The organism is Blastococcus sp. SYSU DS1024 (assembly GCF_054050795.1).
On the sequence record NZ_JBJHAA010000007.1, the window covers coordinates 161648 to 180709 of the forward strand.

The following is a 19062-nucleotide window of genomic DNA, read 5'->3' on the forward strand; positions in this document are numbered from 1 at the left end:
CGCGATCGGCGTAGACGAGCCGGACGGCGGCGGGGTCGGGGTCACCGCACCGGCCTGAGCGGGCTCAGTCCTTGCGGCCGGCGTCGACCAGGCGGAGGACGGCCGCGCCCTCCTCGTCGGACGCCTCGAGGTCGACCTCGACGTCGAGACCCCAGTCGTGGTTGCCCTCGGGGTCGTCGACGATCTGCCGCACCCGCCAGACGTCCGGGCGCTTGTCCCAGATCAGCAGTGCGGGGCCGCGCGCGTCCGCCCCGGTGTTCACCTCGTCGTGCTCGGCGAAGTAGGCCTGCACCACCTCGCCCCAGCGGTCGGCGTCCCAGCCGGAGCCGGCGTCCAGCTCGCCCAGGTCGTACCAGCGGCGGCGGGCCCACAGCTCGACGCGGCGGAACAGCGCGTTGCGGACCATCGCGGTGAACGCCCGCTCGTTGCCGGTCAGCGGGCGCGGCCGGGCGGGGACGGCGACCTCCGCCACCGGCCCCTCCGCGGGGTCGGTCAGCGCTTCCCACTCGTCCAGCAGCGAGGAGTCGACCTGGCGCACCAGCTCGCCGAGCCACTCGACCAGGTCGGTGACCTCCTCGGTGCGCGCCGCGGCGGGCACGCCGGAGCGCAGCGCCTTGAACGCGTCGGAGAGGTAGCGGAGCACCGCTCCCTCGGCACGGGTCAGGCCGTAGGTGTTCACGAACTCGCGGAAGGTGAACGCCCGCTCCCACATCTCCCGGACGACCGACTTCGGTGACAGCTGCCCGTCGGCGGCCCACGGGTTGCTCTGCCGGTAGACGTCGTAGGCGTGGCCGAGGAGCTCCTCCAGCGGCTTGGGGTAGCTGACCTCCTCGAGCAGCTCCATCCGCTCGTCGTACTCGATGCCCTCGGCCTTCATCTGGGCGACGGCCTCGCCCTTGGCCTTGTTCAGCTGCGCCGACAGGATCTGCCGGGGGTCGTCGAGGGTGGCCTCGATGACGCTGACGACGTCGAGCGCGTACGTGTCGGAGTCGGGGTCGAGCAGGTCGATCGCGGCCAGCGCGAACGTCGACAGCGGCTGGTTGAGCGCGAAGTCCGGCGGCAGGTCCAGCGTCAGGTCGTAGCGGCGGCCGTCGGGCTCGGGCTCGGGCAGCCGCTCCAGGACGCCGGCCTGCAGCAGGGAGCGGGCGATGCCGATGGCGTCGCGGATGAGCTTCAGCTGCTTCTTGCGGGGTTCGTGGTTCTCGGTGAGCAGCCGGCGCATCGCCGCGAACGGGTCACCGGGCCGGTCGACGACGTCGAGCACCATCGCCGTCGTCACCCGCATGTGGCTGGTCAGCTTCTCCGGCTCGCCCTCGACCAGCCGGTTCATCGTCGCCTCGCTCCACGGCACCATGCCGTCGGGCACCTTCTTGCGCACCAGCTTGCGGCGCTTCTTCGGGTCGTCGGCCACCTTGGCGAACTGCTTGAGGTTCTCCACCTCGTGCTCCGGCGCCTGGACGACGACGGTGCCCGCGGTGTCGTAGCCCGCGCGGCCGGCCCGGCCGGCGATCTGGTGGAACTCGCGCACCTGCAGCAGCCGGGTGCGGGTGCCGTCGTACTTGCTCAGCGCGGAGAAGACGACGGTGCGGATCGGTACGTTGATGCCGACGCCGAGGGTGTCGGTGCCGCAGATGACCTTGAGCAGCCCGGCCTGCGCCAGCTGCTCCACCAGCCGCCGGTACTTGGGCAGCATCCCGGCGTGGTGGACGCCGATGCCGTGGCGGACCAGCCGCGACAGCGTCGTCCCGAAGGCGGAGGAGAACCGGAAGCCGCCGATCATGTCGGCGATCGCGGCCTTCTCCTCCTTGCTGCAGACGTTGACGCTCATGAGCGCCTGCGCGCGCTCCAGCGCCGAGGCCTGGGTGAAGTGGACGACGTACACCGGCGCCTGCTGGGTGTCCAGCAGCTCCTGGATCGTCTCGTGCATCGGCGTCGTGGCGTAGTAGTGGTGCAGCGGCACCGGCCGGACGGCGTTGGCGACCAGCGCCGTCGGCCGGCCGGTGCGGCGGGTGAGGTCCTCGCGGAGGAAGGTGACGTCGCCCAGCGTGGCGCTCATCAGCAGGAACTGCGCCTCGGGCAGCTCCAGCAGGGGGACCTGCCAGGCCCAGCCGCGGTCGGGGTCGCCGTAGAAGTGGAACTCGTCCATGACCACCAGGCCGATGTCGGCCTCGGCGCCCTCGCGCAGCGCGATGTTGGCCAGCACCTCGGCGGTGCAGGCGATGATCGGCGCGTCCCGGTTCACCGCCGCGTCACCGGTGAGCATGCCGACGTTCTGCGCGCCGAAGATCCCGCAGAGAGCGAAGAACTTCTCGCTGACCAGCGCCTTGATGGGTGCGGTGTAGTAGCTGCGCCGGCCGGCGGCCAGGGCCGCGTACTGCGCGCCCGTGGCCACCAGCGACTTGCCCGAGCCGGTCGGCGTCGCCAGGACGACGTTGGCGCCGCTGACCAGCTCGATCAGCGCCTCCTCCTGCGCCGGGTACAGCGGCGTGCCGCCGGCCTCGGCCCAGGCGGCGAAGGCGGCGAACAGCTCGTCGGGGTCGCCGCCGCTCGCGCGCAGCGCGGAGAGGTCGGCGGGGTCGTCGAGCAGGGGAGGAGCGGCGGTCGTGGTCATCAGGGCTACCAGCGTGCCCGACGGCCTCCCGCTTCCGCTGATCCAGGTCCGGCTGCGGGTTCGTGTCCGCACGATGGTCACGATCCGGTAACAAGGGGTGCGGTGAGGTGTGACGTGCGTCGTAATCGGAGAGGAAGGTGAACAACAGGTGAACGGAAGGTGGCTGAGACCATGCGTGAACGTTTCTGCCCGGAGTGCCGGTGGACCGTTGTGACCGACCCCGCGGGCCGGCGTCGGCTCGAGATGCGCTGGGTGCCGCTCGGCGCCACGGCCGACCACGCCCCGGTGGCCCGCGCGGCGTGACGGAGGGACACCCCCTCCCCGGGACGTGACGGAGACCCGACCCGGGCGGTAGGAGGGGTGCACAGCGACGTGCGCCTCTCCCACCGCCCGGGTCGTGTGCTGTCCGGAGCCGGCACGTGCCGGTTCCGCGGGGTCCTGCCGGGGTAGCGCGCGGACGAGGAGGTGCGGGCCGCAGGGGCCTGCGCCCGCTCCCGAACGCCGCGGAGGACCGTCATGTCATCGCCCCGTCCCGAGACCCAGCCCGCCCAGCAGCAGAACGTCCCCGGCACGCTCGGTGAGATGACGCCGAAGCCCGACCACGGCGAGGAGAGCTACCAGGGCTCCGGAAGGCTCACCGGCAAGGCCGCCGTCATCACCGGCGGGGACAGCGGCATCGGCCGCGCCGTCGCCATCGCCTTCGCCCGCGAGGGCGCCGACGTCCTGATCTCCTACCTGAACGAGCACGAGGACGCGCAGGACACCGCGAAGTACGTGGAGCAGGCCGGCCGGAAGTGCGTGCTCGTGCCGGGGGACATCTCCGACCGGGCGCACTGCAAGACGATCATCCCGAAGGCCGTCGAGGAGTTCGGCCGGGTGGACATCCTGGTCAACAACGCCGCCTTCCAGATGAGCCACGACTCGCTGGAGGAGATCTCCGACGAGGAGTGGGACTTCACCGTCGCCACGAACCTCTCGGCGATGTTCACCCTCACCAAGGACGCCATCCCGCACATGCAGCCGGGCGCCTCGATCATCAACTCGTCGTCGGTGAACTCGGACAACCCGAGCCCGAACCTCATCGCCTACGCGATGACCAAGGCCGGCATCGCGAACTTCACCGCCAGCCTGGCGCAGCTCTACGCCGAGAAGGGCATCCGGGCCAACAGCGTCGCGCCCGGCCCGATCTGGACGCCGCTGATCCCCTCGACGATGCCCGAGGAGAAGGTGGAGAGCTTCGGCGGCAACACACCGCTGGGTCGGGCCGGCCAGCCGGCCGAGCTCGCGCCGGTCTACGTGCTGCTGGCCAGCGACGAGGCCTCCTACGTCTCCGGCGCGCGGGTCGCCGTCACCGGCGGTCGCCCGATCCTGTGACCGCCCCTGATGATCAGGTGACCTGATCGTTCCGGGTCCTGGCTCACCACCGGTCGTGAGCCAGGACCCCTCGTGATCAGGTCACCTGATCGTCGCGGCGAGGACGGCGATCGCGGCGGGGCGGACGCGGCAGCAGCCGCCGACCAGCCGCACGCCCGCGGGCAGCCACTCCCGGGTGGTGTCCGGCGCGATCCCCGGCGTCCCGGTCCACCGCCGGGCGGCGGCGTCCCACGCCTCACCGCTGTTGGGGTAGGCGGCGACCGGTCTGCCGCTGCCGGCGGCCGCGCGCACCGCGGGGAGGACGGCGTCCGGCGCGGTGCAGTTGACGCCGACCGCGATCACCTCGTCGACGTCCGCGGCCATCGCGTACACGTCGGCCGCCCGCTCGCCGCGGCGGGTGCGCGCGACGCCGTCGTCGTCCACCACCGTGGTGAGCGACAGCCACACCGGCACGCCCAGTGCCTGCGCCTCCAGCAGCAGGGCCTCCGCCTCGGCGGCGGCCGGCACCGTCTCGCAGGCCAGCACGTCGGCGCCCGCTTCGGCCAGCAGCGCCATCCGCGGCCGGTGGAACTCCCGCAGCCGGGCTACGCCGATCTCGGAGGCGTAGCCGCCGGTGTACTCCGAGCCGTCGGCGAGCATCGCGCCGTACGGTCCGATCGAGCCGGCCACCCACCCCGTCGCCTGACCCTCCCGGGCCAGCGCCACCGACGACGCGATCAGCCGCCGCGCCTCGGTCGCGTCCACGCCGGCGGCGGCGAAGCCCGCCACGGTGGCCTGGTAGCTGGCCGTCGTGGCCACCTGCGCACCCGCGGCCGCGAACGCCGCGTGTGCGGCCACGACCGCCGCCGGGTCGTCCCGCAGCAACCGCGCCGACCACAGCGCCGACGAGACGTCGTGGCCACGCGCCTCCAGCTCGGTGGACAGGCCCCCGTCGAGGAGGACGGGTCCGGCGGCGAGCGCATCGGCCAGTGGAGGCATGCCTTCGATGATCCCGCGGTACAGGGCTGTCCATGGTGTTCATCTGGAGCAGCGGCTGGGGTCCCCGTCGGCGGCGTCCCCGGTACGGCGGCGGGTACCGCGGGCACTACGCGGGCCACTACCGCCGGGGGTACGGGCCGCCGCCCGGCTACGGCTACGGACGCCGCAACGACTCGTGCCTGCGCGACCTGCTGTTCCTCAACACCGGCTGCTGCCTGGCCAACGCCGTCGGCTGCGGCATGGATCTGCTGCTCGTGGCACCGCGGTCGCTGCCGGCGATCCGGGCAGGCCGGCAGGGGAGCGGCGCGACGGCCCGCCTGGTCTCCGCCGTCCGCTACTACCAGCGGGAGATCAGCCCGAAGCGCCGGCCGTGCTGCCACTTCACCCCGACGTGCTCGGCCTACGCGATCGAGGCGCTCGAGACCCACGGCGCGCTGCGCGGCTCCTGGTTGACCCTCCGCCGCCTCGTGCGCTGCCGCCCCGGTGCGGCCCCCGGTGCCGATCCGGTGCCCGCCTGATCGCTCGCCGGAAACCGGCTGGGCAGCAGGAGGGGAGTCGCCTACGGTGCGGCGGTGCACCCCGGGGACGGCGCGACGTCCGGCACCTCGACGTGGTGCGACGACGCCTGGCGCGCCGCCGCCGTGGGCTGGGTCGCGGCTCGCCTGGGGCGCGCGGGGCTCGAGCCGGCCGGCCCGCCGGAGCAGGTGCACGTGCGGGTCTGGTCCACCGCCTTCCGCATCCCGGTGCGGGGCGGGGGCGTGGTCTGGCTGAAGTCGGTGGGGCCCGGTTCCGTCCAGGAGCCGGTGCTGGCCGAAGCGCTGGGGCGCTGGGTGCCGCAGCGGGTGCTGGTGCCGCTGGCGGCCGACCGCGAGCGACGGCTGCTCCTCCTGCCCGACGGCGGGCCGACGCTCCGCGGGGCCGGCTCGGCCGAGCCCGCCGCGTGGGCGTCGATGCTCGCCGACCACGCCCGCCTGCAGTCCGAGGTGGCGCAGCACGCCGACGAGCTGGTGTGCCTGGGCGTGCCCGACCACCGACCGGAACGACTGCCGGAGCTGGTCGAGGACCTGCTGGCCGACGACGAGGCGCAGCGGGTCGGCCGCCCGGACGGCCTCGCCGCGGACGTCCGCGCCCGCGTCCTGGCCGGTCTCGGCGAGTACGCGGAGGCCTGCCGGGAGCTCGCCGGGAGCGGCCTGCCGCCCACCGTGCAGCACGACGACCTGCACGATGCGAACGTGTTCGTCCGCGGCGGCCGGCACCGCTTCTTCGACTGGGGGGACGCCTCGGTGGCCCACCCCTTCCTCGTGCTGCTGGTCGCCCTGCGGTTCGCCGGTCGCGTGCTCCGGTTGCCGGATGGCGACCCGGCGCTGCGGCGGCTGCGCGACGCCTACCTCGACCAGTGGCTCGACTTCGGTGCGGCCGAGGAGCTGCGGCGGCAGTGCGACCTGGCGCTCCACGTCGCGCCGCTGCAGCGGGCGCTGACCTGGCGCCGGATCCTGCGCGGCGTGCACCCGGCCGAACGCGCCGAGTGGGCCGGCCAGGTGGCCGGCTGGACCGCCGAGCACCTGGCCCCGGGCCCGCTGTCGACCGGTCGCTGACCGGGTCGGCCAGACTGGTGGGGTGCCGCTGACCGACGACGCCGCCGGTGACCTCCCCGTCACCGGGTCCGTCGTCGTGCCCGCGGCCGCCCTGTCGTGGCGGTTCTCCCGGTCGTCGGGCCCCGGCGGGCAGGGCGTGAACACCGCCGACTCGCGGGTCGAGCTCTCGGTGCGCCCGCTGGACCTGCCGGGGCTGACCGACCCGCAGCGGGCGCGGCTCGCCTCCCGGCTCGGCAGCCGGCTGGTCGACGGCGTCCTCACCATCGCGGCGAGCGAGCACCGCCAGCAGCTGCGCAACCGGCAGGCCGCCCGCGAGCGGCTGGCGGCGGTGCTGCGCGCCGCGCTGGCCCCGCCGGCGCCGGCCCGGCGGCGGACCAAGCCCACCCGGGGCTCGCAGGAGCGCCGGATCCAGGCGAAGAAGCAGCGGGGCCAGCTGAAGAAGCAGCGCGGCTCCTGGGACTAGCTCAGCCGCTGCCGCAGGTGCACGGTGACCTCCTCGCCGGCGTGGCTCTTGCCGATGGCCGAGCAGATCGCCGCGCGCAGGGGCAGCCAGTGCGGGCCGGTGCCCGAGGGCATGAGGGTGGCCGCGAAGGCGTGCCCGTCGGCGGTGCCGGTCACCTTCACCGCCCGGCGGGTGCCCAGCAGCTCGGCGGAGTCCGGCACCTCGAGGTAGGTGGGGAACGCGCCGTCCTTCTCGATCGGGGCGGTGAAGGTGACGTCGAGGGCTCCAGGGGTGCTCATACCCCTACCGACCGTTCCCGTGGCGACAACTCATCGCGGCGCCGCCGGAGGAACGCCCGCTCGCGCTCGTTCCCGCACCGCGCGATCGCCTCGTCGTACGCCGCGACCGCCTCGGCCGGGCGTCCGGCGCGGCGCAGCAGGTCGGCGCGGACGGCGGGCAGCAGGTGCTCGTGCGGCAGCTCCAGCCCTTCCACCAGCGCCAGCCCGGCGGCGGGGCCCTCCAGCTCGGCGACGGCGACGGCGCGGTTGAGCGCCACGACCGGGCTGCGGGTGACGGCCAGCAGCTGGTCGTAGAGCGCGACCACCTGCCGCCAGTCCGTTCCGGCGGCCGTCGCCGCGTCGGCGTGCACCGCGGCGATCGCCGCCTGCAGCTGGTAGGGTCCCGGCCGGCCCCGCCGCAGGCATCGCCGCACCAGCTCCTGGCCCCTCGGCGATCAGCGCACGGTCCCACCGCGACCGGTCCTGGTCGGCGAGCAGCACGAGGTCGCCGCCCGCGGAGGTCCGCGCCGGGCGGCGGGCCTCGGTGAACAGCATCAGCGCCAGCAGCCCCAGCACCTCCGGCTCGTCGGGCGTGAGCTCGGCGAGCAGCCGACCCAGCCGGATCGCCTCGTCGCACAGGTCGGCCCGCGCCAGCCGGTCCCCGGAGGTCGCGGTGTGGCCCTCGCCGAAGACCAGGTAGACGACGGCGAGCACGGCCGGCAGCCGGTCGGGCAGCTCCGCCTCGTGCGGCACCCGGTACGGGATGCCCGCCGTGCGGATCTTCGCCTTGGCCCGCACCAGGCGCTGGGCCATCGTCGCCTCGGGCACGAGGAACGCCGCCGCGATCTCGGCGGTGGTGAGGCCGCCGAGCAGCCGCAGGGTGAGCGCCACCCGGGCGGGCGCGGCCAGCGCGGGATGGCAGCAGGTGAAGACGAGCCGCAGCCGGTCGTCGTGCACGGGCCCCTCCTCGACCGGCTCGGGGGCGCCGCCGAGCAGCGCGGCCTGCGCGTGCCGGTCGGTCCGCACGGACTCGCGCCGCCAGCGGTCGATCGCCCGGTTGCGCGCGGTCGTGACGATCCAGCCGGCCGGGCTGGGCGGCACCCCGTCGGCCGGCCACCGCGCGAGGGCGGTGAGGAAGGCGTCCTGGACCGCCTCCTCGGCGGCGTCGACGTCACCGAGGAGGCGGATCAGGGCGGCGACCGCCCGGCCGTGGTGCTCGCGGAAGATCCGCTCGACCTCGGCGGCGGCGTCGGGCACGGGCGTCAGAAGGCCTGGGCGACGAGCCGGACCTCGACCGGCAGGCCGCCGAGGACGCGGGCGAGCTTGCCGGCCCAGACCAGGGCCTCGTCCAGGTCCCCGACCTCGATCAGGTCGAACCCGCCGACGAACTCCTTGGCCTCGGCGTAGGGGCCGTCGGTGACGAGCAGGTCGCCGCCCTCGGCCCGGACGACGGTCGAGGCCTCCGGCTGGTGGAGCGCGGCGGCGAAGACCCACACGCCCGCCGCCTGCATCTCCTCGTTGAGCGCGGCGAGCTCCTTCATCACCGGCTCGAGGTTCTCCGGCGGGGGGACCTCGCCGACCGGCTGGACGATGTTCAGCAGGTACTGCGCCATGGCTGCCTCCTGGGGTGCGGCGCCGGCCTCGTGCCGGTCGCTCACCCCCTGTACGAACGAGGTGCCGACGGATCGACACCCCCGCGCGACTTTCCCAGCACGGCCACGGGCGGCGCCAGCACCTCCGGAGCGGACCGGCTGCCCGGCCCGACGGGGTGCTGCGTCAGCCGGCGAGGACGGCCGCCATCACCCGCCGGGCCCGCCGCCCCTCGGGCACCGGCAGCAGCGGGTGCACGTGGACCAGGCCCGCCTCCTCGTGGTGGTCGACCGGCACGCCGGCCGTGCGGGCGCGGTCGACCAGCAACCGGGTGTCGGGGCTGGTGATGTCCCGGGTGCCGCTGAAGACGGTCAGCGGGCCGAGCCCGGCCAGCTCCCCGAACAGCGGGCTGACCAGCGGATCGGTCAGCGGCAGGTCGCCCCGCCAGAGCTCGATCGCCGCCCGGGTGCCGGGCCGGGCCAGCCAGGGGTCCTGCGGCTCCATGAGGTCGATCTCCGGGTTGGCCAGGGTCAGGTCCACCGCGGGCGAGACGAGCACCGTCCGGTGCAGCGGTGGCACGCCCCGGTCGCGGAGCAGCAGCGCGGCGGACAGCGCGATCTGACCGCCGGCCGAATCACCCATCGCGGTGACCCGCCCGGCGCCGTGCCGGTCGACCAGCCCGCCGACGAGGTCCGCCACGGGAGGCACCACCGTCGCCGCCGTGCCCACGGGCGCCAGCGGGTAGACGGGCACGGTGATCGCGGTGCCGCTGCGGGCGGCGAGCCGGGCGACCAGGCGCCAGTGCAACGGGTGGATCTGGTTCACCCAGGCACCTCCGTGCACGTAGACGGCGGCGCGGTCCGGCGTCCGGTCGCGGGGGAGGACGTGGTAGACCGGCCAGCCGGTCGCGTGGTGGACGTCCACCACGACCTCCACCGGGCCGAGCCCGCGGGGTGGCCCGTACGGCACCGGGCGCAGCAGGCGGTCCTGCACGCCCCGCAGCATGACCTCCGGGCGCTCGAACTCCCGCCGGAAGCGGAGCAGGCGGAGCAACGGGGGCAGCAGGCGGCCGGCGGGGCTGGGCACGGAACCTCCGGGTTCGGCAGATCAGGGGGCGCGGTCGGGGCCCGGCCGGCGTCAGCTCAGCGAGAGGGGCTCGCGCACCAGCACCCAGAGCGGCAGCTCGTCGTCGGTGGTGCGGGTCGTCTCCGCCACCTGGAAGCCGAAGCCGCGGAAGAACCGCACGTTCGCCCACCCGAACACGGCGGCGGCGGCGGGCGTCCTCTCGGCGTCGCAGCGCACCAGCACCGGCGCGAGCACGGCGGCGGCCAGGCCGCGCCGGCGGGACGAGGGGCGGACTCCGAGGTGCCGCAGCCGCCAGTGCGGGCGGTCCGGCAGTGCGGCGGTCACCAGCGCCTCGGTCTCGGCGACCACCCGCGCACGGTGGGCGCCGAGGTGGGGCAGCTCCCGCGCCAGGGCGGCCCGGACGTCGTCGGGGAGCGGGCGGGTGCCGGGCGCCCCGGCCGGTGGTTCCCAGACGGCGACGGCGTCACGGTCCTCGGTCACCCAGGCGGTGCCGGTGGCGACGCCGCGGTGTGCGGCGTCGAGCTCGTGCAGCCGGGTGAGCCGCTGCATGCGGCCGTCGTCGGGCAGTGCCCAGCGGGTCCAGCGGGAGTCGGCCAGGGCGACGGTGAGGGTCGCGGCGATCGCCGGGACGTCGCGCTGCTCGGCCACCCGGACGTCGGGCCCGGGCTCGTCGGGGTCGTCGATCCGCCGGACGATCGGGCCTGGAGGGGTCACCTCCTGATCCCACCACGCCCGGCGACGTCGGGGATCGCCCCGGGTGGGACGACCCCCGACGCCGGGGTGCCGGCTCAGAAGGCGTCGAAGCCGGCGCGGTCGACCTTGCGGTGGTAGCGCTCGCCGAGCTTGCCGCCGAGGATCGCGCCGACCAGCGTCAGCACCAGGACCGCGACCAGGGCGATGATGCCGCCGGTCGTGGCGGTGCCCTCGTCGATCGGGATGCGCGGCAGGTTCAGCTGCTGGAGCACGTTGTACTCCGAGCCGAACACCAGGCCGGCCACCGCCAGCGCCAGGACGACGAGCAGGCCGATGATCCACACGGCGATGCCCTGGCGCGCTCCGTCGAAGCGCGCCATCCGGCCGGCGACGTAGCCGCCGGCCAGGTAGGCGAGGAAGAGCACGACCAGCAGCACGATGCCGCCGACGATGCCGATCGTGGCGGCCTGCTCGGTGGCCTCGTCGACCGTCGGGACGCCCTCGGTGAGGCCGACGGCGACACCGGCCGCGCTGATCAGGGCGACCAGCAGCACGGCCAGCCCGTTGGCCGAGAGCCAGCCGAAGAAGGCGGCGCCCCACTTGATGCCGCCGTAGCGGGAGTGCTGCGCGTCGACGGCGTCCCGGCCGGCGCCCCGGGTGGAGTGCGCCCCCTCGGGACCGGTGCCGGTGTCGTCGCCGTGCGCGGAAGCTGGGGTGGACATGCGGGGAACTCCTCGAGGAGGGGACGGCGGGCGGGGTCGCCGGCCGGTGGTGCGGGGTCCGGCGGCGACGACGGGCTCGGGGCCGCGCCGACGCCGCCGGGCTGCGAGGCCGAGGTCAGCGGCGGGTGCCGTCGGTGCCGTCGACGTCCAGCTCCACCTGCTCCTTGCGGACCTCCTCGGTCACCGTCTCCTGCTCGGTGACGGTCTGGGTGTCCAGTCGCACGCGCTCGACCGGCACGGCCTCCTTCTCCACGACCGGGCGCTCGCCGTGCAGCACGACCTCGTGCTCCTCCTCGGAGATGGTCGGGCCGTCGAGCGCGTTGCCGACGTTGGCGTCGGTGATCGGCTCGCGCTCGATGCGGATCTCCTCGTGCGACACCGGCACGGTCTGCGAGACGTTCTCCGTGACGACGTACTTGCGCAGCCGGGCGCGGCCGGACTCCACCCGCTGGGTGCCGACGTGCAGCTGCTCCTCCGAGCGGGTCATCGCGTCGTCGGTCGTGGGCCCGGAGGTGTCGTGACCGACGGCCCCGCGCGCAGTGTCGGTGCGGGTCGTGTCGGTGCGGGTGCTGTCGGTGCGGGTGGTGTCGGTCTCGCCGGAGGTCAGGCCGTAGTAGCGGTAGAGCTCGCTCTCCTCCGCGGGCGACAGGTGGCCGTCGGCGTCGATGTTCGGGGCGTTCTTCACCTTGTCCTTGGCGTAGGGCACGCGCAGCTCCTCGCCCGAGATGTCGGCGTCGGCCAGGGGCACGAAGGTCTCCTTGGTGCCGAACATCCCGGTGCGGACGGTGGCCCATTCGGGGCGGCCGGTCTCGTCGTCGAGGTAGACCTCGCCGACGGTGCCCAGCGCGCCGTCGGGGCCGACGGCGGTGCTGCCGATGACGTCGGTCAGCTGGTGCTCGGTGATCATGCGCATGGCTCCTGGAGAGAGAGGATCGGGGAAGCGGTGGCTCGTGACGGCGCGTTCCCGCGGACGGGCCAGGACATCGGTGCCCGCGCATTTACGCCGTAAACAACCGCCCCGGGCGCGTTCTCCCGGAGCTCGCGGTCAGCGCCGGTGGTCCCCGCGCCGCGGGGTCCGCGACTCGGTCAGCACGACCTCGAGCCGACCGAGCAGGTTCTCCAGCGCCTCCTCGAACTCGGCGGCCGACTCGTCCAGCGACAGCAGGGGCTCGAGGCGGACGACGGTCGGGTAGGCGTCCAGATCCGTGCTCGCCGCGGCGTCGGGCACCCCCTCGGGCTGGTCCTCCGGGCTGATCTTCACGCCCTTCTGGGACACCTCGAGCAGCAGGTGACCGAGCAGGAAGCTGGAGTACGCCCGGTACGCCGCGACCGCGGCCGCCTCGGTGAAGCCGCTGTCGATCAGGGCGTCGAGGAAGGACTCGACCCAGCGGAGGCTGCGCAGCGGTGGCCGGACCCACGGGGCCGCGGGGGGACGGGTGGCGACGAGGGGGAAGACCTCCGGGTGGGCCAGGGCGATCCGCCGGACGCCGTGCGCCAGCCGCTGCAGGTAGTCCTGCCAGCCGTGGGACGCGCTCAGGTGCACGTCCGGGTCGCCGTAGAGCTCGTCCACGACCGACTCCACGACCCCGTCGAGCAGCTGCTCGCGGCCGGGCACGTAGCGGTAGAGCGCCATGGCCTCCACGCCGAGGTGGGCCCCGAGCCGGCGCATGGTCAGCGCCGCGAGCCCGTTGGCGTCGATGAACTCGATGGCCGCGCCGAGGATGCGGCGCCGGTCGAGGCCGGTCCGGCCGGCACCGGGCGCAGCGGCCGGCACCGCCGCGGCTGCTCCACCACGGCCTTCGGGGCTGTCGGGGTCGGCGGCCGGGTCCGGCTCGGTCATCGGTCTCTCCCTCGGTCGGCGAGATCTGCCGGTGATCATGCTGGGTGGACGACCGCACAGGGCCGGGCACCCCGGTGTGAGGCCGACGGAACCCAGCGTTGACGCCGAGGCCCACGAAGGGAAACGACCGCACCCGAGGCTGGTCGCCGTGTCCGCCTCCGTGTCTCCCGCCGCCTCGATCGAGGGGATGCGCACCTCCCGTACGACGAACACGCACTGCCCCTACTGCTCCCTGCAGTGCGGGATGGCCGTCACCGCCGGCGACCGCCCGGCCACACTCGTCCCGCTGGACTTCCCGACCAACCGCGGTGGCCTCTGCTCGAAGGGGTGGTCCTCGACGGAGCTGCTCGACCACCCCGAGCGGCTCACCCGCCCGTTGGTCCGCGCGGTGCCCGGCGACCGCACCAGCCCGCTGGTGGAGACGACCTGGGACGAGGCGCTGGACCGGGTGGTCGCCGCGATCGAGCGCACCCAGGCCGAGCACGGGCGCGACGCGGTCGGCTGCTTCGGCGGGGGATCGCTGACCAACGAGCAGGCCTACCAGTTCGGCAAGTTCGCCCGGATCGCGCTGCGCACCAGCGCGATCGACTACAACGGCCGGTTCTGCATGTCCTCGGCGGCGGGCGCGGCCAACCGCGCCTTCGGCCTCGACCGCGGGCTGCCCTTCCCGCTGTCGGACATCGCCGAGGCCGACGTCGTCGTCCTCGTGGGCAGCAACCCGGCCGACACCATGCCGCCGGCCATGCAGTGGTTCGATGCCGGCCGCGAGCGGGGCGCGCAGCACGTCGTCGTCGACCCCCGGCGGACGGCCACCGCCCGGAACGCAGCGCTGCACCTGCAGCCCCTGCCCGGCACCGACCTGGCGCTGGCCAACGGGCTGCTGCACATCGCGATCGCCGAGGGGCTGGTCGACGAGGAGTACGTCGCCGCGCGCACCACCGGGTTCGAGGAGGTGCGGGCCGGCGTCGGTGCGTACTGGCCCGACCGGGTCGAGCGGCTCACCGGTGTGCCGGTTCCCGACCAGCGGCGCACCGTCTTCGCCCTGGCCCGCGCGGAGAAGGCGATGATCCTCACCGCGCGCGGCGCCGAGCAGCACCGCAACGGCACCGACACCGCCCAGGCGTGGATCAACCTCGCCCTCGCCCTCGGCCTGCCGGGCCGGCGGGGCAGCGGCTGGGGCACCATCACCGGCCAGGGCAACGGGCAGGGCGGCCGCGAGCACGGGCAGAAGGCCGACCAGCTGCCCGGCTACCGGTCGCTCGCCGATCCCGCCGCCCGCGCGCACGTCGCCGCTATCTGGGGCGTCGACCCCGACGACCTCCCGCAGCCGGGGAGGTCGGCGTTCGAGCTGCTCGACGCGCTCGGCACCGACGGCGGTGTGCGCACCCTGCTGGTGCTGGCCAGCAACGTCGCGGTCAGCGCGCCCGACGCCCGCCGGGTCATCAGCCGGCTGGGCGACCTGGACTTCCTCGCCGTCAGCGACTTCTTCCTCTCCGAGACCGCGGAGCTGGCCGACGTCGTCCTGCCCAGCGCCATGTGGGCGGAGGAGGCCGGGACGATGACGAACGTCGAGGGCCGGGTGATCCGGCGTCGCCGGGCGCTCGACCCGCCCGACGGCGTCCGCGACGACCTCCAGCTGCTCGCCGAGCTGGCCGGCCGCCTGGGGGCCGGCGAGAAGTTCAGCGGCGACCCGGAGACGGTGTTCGAGGAGCTGCGCCGGGCCAGTGCCGGGGGAGTGGCCGACTACGCGGGCATCAGCTACCGGCGCATCGACGAGGAGCGCGGCGTCTTCTGGCCCTGCCCCTCACCGGAGCACCCCGGCACGCCGCGGCTGTTCACCGAGCGGTTCGCCACCCCCGACGGCCGGGCCCGGTTCCTCCGGGTCGAGCACGCCGACGCCCACGAGCCACCCGACGCCGACCACCCCTACGTGCTCACCACCGGCCGGGTGCTCGCGCAGTACCAGTCGGGCACTCAGACCCGCCGGACGCGCAGCCTCCAGCTGGTCGCGCCGACCCCGCGGGCGGAGCTCCACCCCGACCTCGCCCGCCGGCTCGGCATCGCGCAGGACGACGTCGTGGAGCTGACCACCCGCCGCGGCCGCGCCCGGTTCCACGCGCAGGTCACCGACACCATCCGGGCGGACGTCGTCTTCGTGCCGTTCCACTGGGCCGGCGCGAACGCGCTCACCGACGCCGACGCGCTCGACCCGACGTCGAAGATGCCGCCCTTCAAGGTCTGCGCCGTCGCCGTCGCCCGCGTCGCCGGCCCCGAGGAGCACATCCCGCCCCCACCCGCGGCCACCCAGCCACGGCCGGCCGGCCACCGGCCCGCCACCGCGCCCGTTCCGCACCCGCCGTCCCGCTCCTCGACGACCAGGAGAACCCCCGTGAAGAGCACCCCCCGCTTCCTGCAAGGCGTCTTCCCGATCACCGGCGAGGGGCTGGCCAAGCCCGGCCCCGTCGACCCGGCGCTGCGCTACACCGTGCCCCCCGGTCGCAGTGCTCAGGCCCTGTACTTCCGCGGCGGGAACTCCACGGCCGAGCTGGTCTACGTGCTCCTGGTGCGCGACGGCGAGCCGATGCGCTGGTTCCCGATCGGGGCGAAGGCCGACACCCACGTGCCGCTGCGCGTCGTCGAGGACCTGGTGGGCGGCTGCGTCGTGGAGCTCCACGCGGCGGCCCCCGAGGGCGTCACCGGCGAGATCGTGGTCGACCTCGGACTGGTGGAGGTCTGAGATGACGACGATCCTGGGCGCGCGCCTCGCCGCCGCCACGACGCTGCACCTGGACGACGACCCCGATCCCCGCGGCCGGCTGGTCGTGGTGGGCAACGGCATGGCCGGTGCCCGCTTCGTCGAGGAGGTGCTCGAGCGCGGCGGCGGCGAGCAGTTCCGCATCACCGTCTTCGGCGACGAGCCGCACGGCAACTACAACCGGATCATGCTCTCCCCGGTGCTGGCCGGGGAGTCGCACGAGGACGACATCGTCCTCAACTCCCACGACTGGTACGCCGACAACGGCATCGACCTGCGCGCCGGCGTCCGGGTCGAGCGGATCGACACCGCGGCCAAGCAGGTGCACGCCGCCGACGGCAGCGTCACGCCCTACGACCACCTGGTGCTGGCCACCGGCAGCTACTCCTTCATCCCGCCGATGACCGGGGTGCGGACCGGCGACGGCGCCCTGCTGCCCGGCGTGTACGGCTTCCGCACGATCGACGAGACCCGGGCCATGCTCGAGGCCACCGGCCGCTGCCGGCGCGCCGTGGTGATGGGCGGGGGGCTGCTGGGCCTGGAGGCCGCGCGCGCCCTGCAGGGCCACGGCCTGCAGGTCGAGCTGGTGCACGCCATGCCGTGGCTGATGAACGCCCAGCTCGATGCGGAGGCCGGCGCGATCCTCAAGAGGAGCGTGGAGGCCCTCGGCATCACCGTGCACCTCGACGTCCTGGCCACCGAGGTGCTCGGGAACGGGCACGTGGAGGGGGTGCTGCTGAAGGACGGCCGGCGGCTGGACTGCGACCTGCTCGTGGTCGCCGCGGGCGTGCGGCCGCACACCGACATCGCGCTGCGTTCCGGGCTGGAGGTGGAGCGCGGCGTCGTCGTCGACGACCAGCTGCGCACCGACGACCCCGACGTCTACGCCATCGGCGAGTGCGCCCAGCACCGCGGCGAGCTCTACGGACTGGTCGCCCCCGCGTGGGAGCACGCCAAGGTCCTGGCCGACGTCCTCACCGGCACCGACCCGGCGGCCGAGTACCACGGCAGCCGGACGGCGACGAAGCTCAAGGTCGCCGGCGTCGACGTCGCCGTGATGGGGATCAGCACCCCGGAGCGGGACGACGACGAGTTCCTGGTCATCTCCGAGCCCAGGCGGGGCGTGCACCTGTCGGTGGTGATCCGCGACGACAAGCTGGTCGGCGCGACGCTGCTGGGTGACACCCGCAAGGTCGCCTTCCTCACCCAGGCCTTCGACCGGGGCGCCCCGCTGCCGGAGGAGCGGATCCGGCTGCTGGTCGACCTCTCCGACGGGGCGGAGGAGGTGGGCGTCGCCGACATGCCGCACGACAGCCAGGTGTGCAACTGCAACGGCGTCACCAAGGGCGACATCTGCGGCGCGGTCAGCGGTGGCTGCAGCAGCGTCGGCGAGGTCATGGACAGGACGCGGGCCGGCAAGGGCTGCGGCTCGTGCAAGTCGTTGGTGAAGCAGATCGTCGAGTGGGCCGCCGACGGCGACCTCGCCGAGGACCCGGCGGCGTCCTGGTACGTGCCGGGCATCCCCATGCCCAAGCCCGAGCTGGTGCGGGCCATCCGGGAGCACGACCTGCGCAGCGTGTCCGCGGTGTTCGCGACCCTCGCGCCCGACGGCAGGGACGACGCGAAGTCGAAGATGGGGCTGACCTCGCTGCTCAAGATGATCTGGGGGCACGACTTCGTCCCGGAGAAGGACGGCGAGTTCATCAACGACCGGGTGCACGCCAACATCCAGCGCGACGGCACCTTCTCCGTGGTCCCGCAGATGAAGGGCGGGGTGACCACGCCGGCGCAGCTGCGGAAGATCGCCGACGTCGCCGAGAAGTACGAGGTGCCGATGGTGAAGGTGACCGGCGGCCAGCGGATCGACCTGCTCGGCGTCCGCAAGGAGGACCTGCCGGCCATGTGGGCCGACCTCGGCATGCCGTCGGGGTACGCCTACGGCAAGAGCTTCCGCACGGTGAAGACCTGCGTCGGCAGCGACTTCTGCCGGTTCGGGCTCGGCGACTCGACCCAGCTGGGGATCGACCTCGAGACGCGTTTCCAGGGCATCGAGAGCCCGGCGAAGATGAAGCTCGCCGTCGTCGGGTGCCCGCGGAACTGCGCCGAGGCCTACGTGAAGGACGTCGGCGTCGTGGCGATCGGCAACGGGAAGTGGGAGGTCTACGTCGGCGGCGCCGCCGGGGCCACCATCCGCAAGGGCGACCTGCTGGCCACGGTCGGCTCGCCGGAGGAGGTCATCACCCTGGCCGGGCGCTTCATGCAGTACTACCGGGAGAACGCCAACTGGCTGGAGCGGACCTACGACTTCGTGCCGAGGATCGGGCTGGAGAAGATCAGGGCCGTGCTCCTCGAGGACAGCGAGGGGATCGTCGCCGACCTCGACGCGAACATGCAGAAGTCGGTCGACGCCTACTCCGATCCCTGGGGGCAGGACGGCAGGGAACCGGCCACACCCGGCCAGTTCCGCCCGTCGCTCCCGCTGATCCCGCTGCCGAAGGTGCCGGTCCGATGAGCCTCGGCAGCCCCGCCGCCACCCGGCTCGACCACACCCGGGAGCCGGCCCGGCCGACCACCCCCGGCACGGAGACCGGCAGCCCCGCGACGGGCGTCAGCACGCCGGGGCCGGCCGCACCGGTGCGCGGACGCGAGCACGTCGTGGGGCGGGTGGCCGACATCCCCTTCGGCGAAGGCCGGGCGTTCGTCGCCGGTGGCGTGCAGGTGGCGGTGTTCCGGCTCCGCGACGGCTCGCTGCACGCCACGCAGGCGGCCTGCCCGCACGCCGGCGGACCGCTCGCCGACGGGCAGACCGACGTCGACGTGCTCGTCTGCCCCCTGCACCTCTACGCCTACCGGTGGTCCGACGGCGCCTCGACGTCGGGCGCTGCGCCGATCCGCGTCTACCCCGTGCGGGAGGAGGACGGCGTCCTCGTCGTCGAGGTCTAGCGGGCCGCGGGGCGGGCGCTGACGTGCATGCGCTCGCCCTGCGGGCCCGAGAGGACCGGGACTCCGCGGGCTCGGGGAACGGGTTGGCGGCCTACGGACGGCGGGCGAACGTCGTCGATACACAAGATGCCACCCTGCATTTCAGCGCTGGACAC

The 19062-nt window shown here is 74.3% G+C and carries 18 protein-coding genes; 8 read left to right on the forward strand and 10 right to left on the reverse strand.

The annotated features are described in order from the left end of the window. Window positions 1–64: 64 nt before the first annotated feature. A complete protein-coding gene (locus ACI79S_RS09015) occupies window positions 65–2611 on the reverse strand; it encodes a DEAD/DEAH box helicase (RefSeq protein ID WP_456593109.1) in 2547 nt (848 codons plus the stop codon). 171 nt (window positions 2612–2782) lie between these two features. Between ACI79S_RS09015 and ACI79S_RS09020 the strand changes: the two genes are divergently transcribed. Continuing rightward, on the forward strand, window positions 2783–2914 hold the full coding sequence (locus tag ACI79S_RS09020) for a hypothetical protein (RefSeq protein WP_456593110.1): 132 nt from the start codon (window positions 2783–2785) through the stop codon (window positions 2912–2914). Between the two features lie 213 nt (window positions 2915–3127). After that, on the forward strand, window positions 3128–3985 hold the full coding sequence (locus tag ACI79S_RS09025) for an SDR family oxidoreductase (RefSeq protein ID WP_456593111.1): 858 nt from the start codon (window positions 3128–3130) through the stop codon (window positions 3983–3985). Window positions 3986–4066: 81 nt separating this feature from the next. Here ACI79S_RS09025 and mmuM read toward each other — a convergent pair whose 3' ends face one another. Continuing rightward, on the reverse strand, window positions 4067–4963 hold the full coding sequence (mmuM, locus tag ACI79S_RS09030; protein ID WP_456593112.1) for a homocysteine S-methyltransferase: 897 nt from the start codon (window positions 4961–4963) through the stop codon (window positions 4067–4069). Between the two features lie 32 nt (window positions 4964–4995). On the opposite strand from mmuM, the gene yidD reads away from it, so the two are divergent. The 3 genes from yidD to arfB are packed head-to-tail and all read left to right on the forward strand — an operon-like array spanning window position 4996 to window position 7021. Then, window positions 4996–5481, forward strand: coding sequence for a membrane protein insertion efficiency factor YidD (gene yidD, locus ACI79S_RS09035; RefSeq protein WP_456593113.1), 486 nt, complete (start codon window positions 4996–4998; stop codon window positions 5479–5481). A 54-nt stretch (window positions 5482–5535) separates the two neighbouring features. Beyond that, window positions 5536–6558: a phosphotransferase gene (locus ACI79S_RS09040; protein ID WP_456593114.1), complete on the forward strand. Its 1023-nt coding sequence runs from the start codon at window positions 5536–5538 to the stop codon at window positions 6556–6558. A 22-nt stretch (window positions 6559–6580) separates the two neighbouring features. Next, window positions 6581–7021 (forward strand): alternative ribosome rescue aminoacyl-tRNA hydrolase ArfB, encoded by a 441-nt coding sequence (gene arfB / locus ACI79S_RS09045; protein ID WP_456593115.1) that lies wholly within the window; start codon window positions 6581–6583, stop codon window positions 7019–7021. Here the strand turns inward: arfB and ACI79S_RS09050 are convergent. The 8 genes from ACI79S_RS09050 to ACI79S_RS09085 all read right to left on the reverse strand — a co-directional run bounded on the left by ACI79S_RS09050 (window position 7018) and on the right by ACI79S_RS09085 (window position 13209). After that, window positions 7018–7299 carry a DUF1905 domain-containing protein gene (locus ACI79S_RS09050; protein ID WP_456593116.1) on the reverse strand — a complete coding sequence of 94 codons (282 nt, stop codon included), beginning with the start codon at window positions 7297–7299 and terminating at the stop codon, window positions 7018–7020. The genes arfB and ACI79S_RS09050 overlap by 4 nt on opposite strands. A gap of 30 nt (window positions 7300–7329) precedes the next feature. After that, window positions 7330–8535: an RNA polymerase sigma factor gene (locus ACI79S_RS09055; protein WP_456593117.1), complete on the reverse strand. Its 1206-nt coding sequence runs from the start codon at window positions 8533–8535 to the stop codon at window positions 7330–7332. A gap of 5 nt (window positions 8536–8540) precedes the next feature. Next, window positions 8541–8936: a YciI family protein gene (locus tag ACI79S_RS09060; protein WP_456593118.1), complete on the reverse strand. Its 396-nt coding sequence runs from the start codon at window positions 8934–8936 to the stop codon at window positions 8541–8543. A 118-nt stretch (window positions 8937–9054) separates the two neighbouring features. Continuing rightward, on the reverse strand, window positions 9055–9954 hold the full coding sequence (locus ACI79S_RS09065; protein WP_456593119.1) for an alpha/beta hydrolase fold domain-containing protein: 900 nt from the start codon (window positions 9952–9954) through the stop codon (window positions 9055–9057). A gap of 51 nt (window positions 9955–10005) precedes the next feature. Further along, window positions 10006–10668, reverse strand: coding sequence for an N-acetyltransferase (locus ACI79S_RS09070; protein WP_456593120.1), 663 nt, complete (start codon window positions 10666–10668; stop codon window positions 10006–10008). A gap of 74 nt (window positions 10669–10742) precedes the next feature. After that, on the reverse strand, window positions 10743–11369 hold the full coding sequence (locus tag ACI79S_RS09075) for a hypothetical protein (RefSeq protein ID WP_456593121.1): 627 nt from the start codon (window positions 11367–11369) through the stop codon (window positions 10743–10745). A 115-nt stretch (window positions 11370–11484) separates the two neighbouring features. Beyond that, window positions 11485–12276: a DUF2382 domain-containing protein gene (locus ACI79S_RS09080; RefSeq protein ID WP_456593122.1), complete on the reverse strand. Its 792-nt coding sequence runs from the start codon at window positions 12274–12276 to the stop codon at window positions 11485–11487. Between the two features lie 138 nt (window positions 12277–12414). Further along, the gene (locus tag ACI79S_RS09085; RefSeq protein ID WP_456593123.1) at window positions 12415–13209 is read right to left on the reverse strand and encodes a TetR/AcrR family transcriptional regulator; all 795 of its coding nucleotides are present in this window, start codon (window positions 13207–13209) and stop codon (window positions 12415–12417) included. A gap of 148 nt (window positions 13210–13357) precedes the next feature. Here ACI79S_RS09085 and ACI79S_RS09090 point away from each other — a divergent pair, with 148 nt between their 5' ends. The 3 genes from ACI79S_RS09090 to ACI79S_RS09100 are packed head-to-tail and all read left to right on the forward strand — an operon-like array spanning window position 13358 to window position 18907. Continuing rightward, the gene (locus ACI79S_RS09090; protein WP_456593124.1) at window positions 13358–15946 is read left to right on the forward strand and encodes a molybdopterin oxidoreductase family protein; all 2589 of its coding nucleotides are present in this window, start codon (window positions 13358–13360) and stop codon (window positions 15944–15946) included. Between the two features lies 1 nt (window position 15947). After that, entirely contained in the window at window positions 15948–18476 is a 2529-nt protein-coding gene (gene nirB / locus ACI79S_RS09095) for a nitrite reductase large subunit NirB (RefSeq protein WP_456593125.1), read from the forward strand. Then, window positions 18473–18907 carry a Rieske (2Fe-2S) protein gene (locus ACI79S_RS09100; RefSeq protein WP_456593126.1) on the forward strand — a complete coding sequence of 145 codons (435 nt, stop codon included), beginning with the start codon at window positions 18473–18475 and terminating at the stop codon, window positions 18905–18907. The genes nirB and ACI79S_RS09100 overlap by 4 nt, the downstream gene beginning before the upstream one ends. The last annotated feature ends 155 nt before the right edge of the window (window positions 18908–19062 follow it).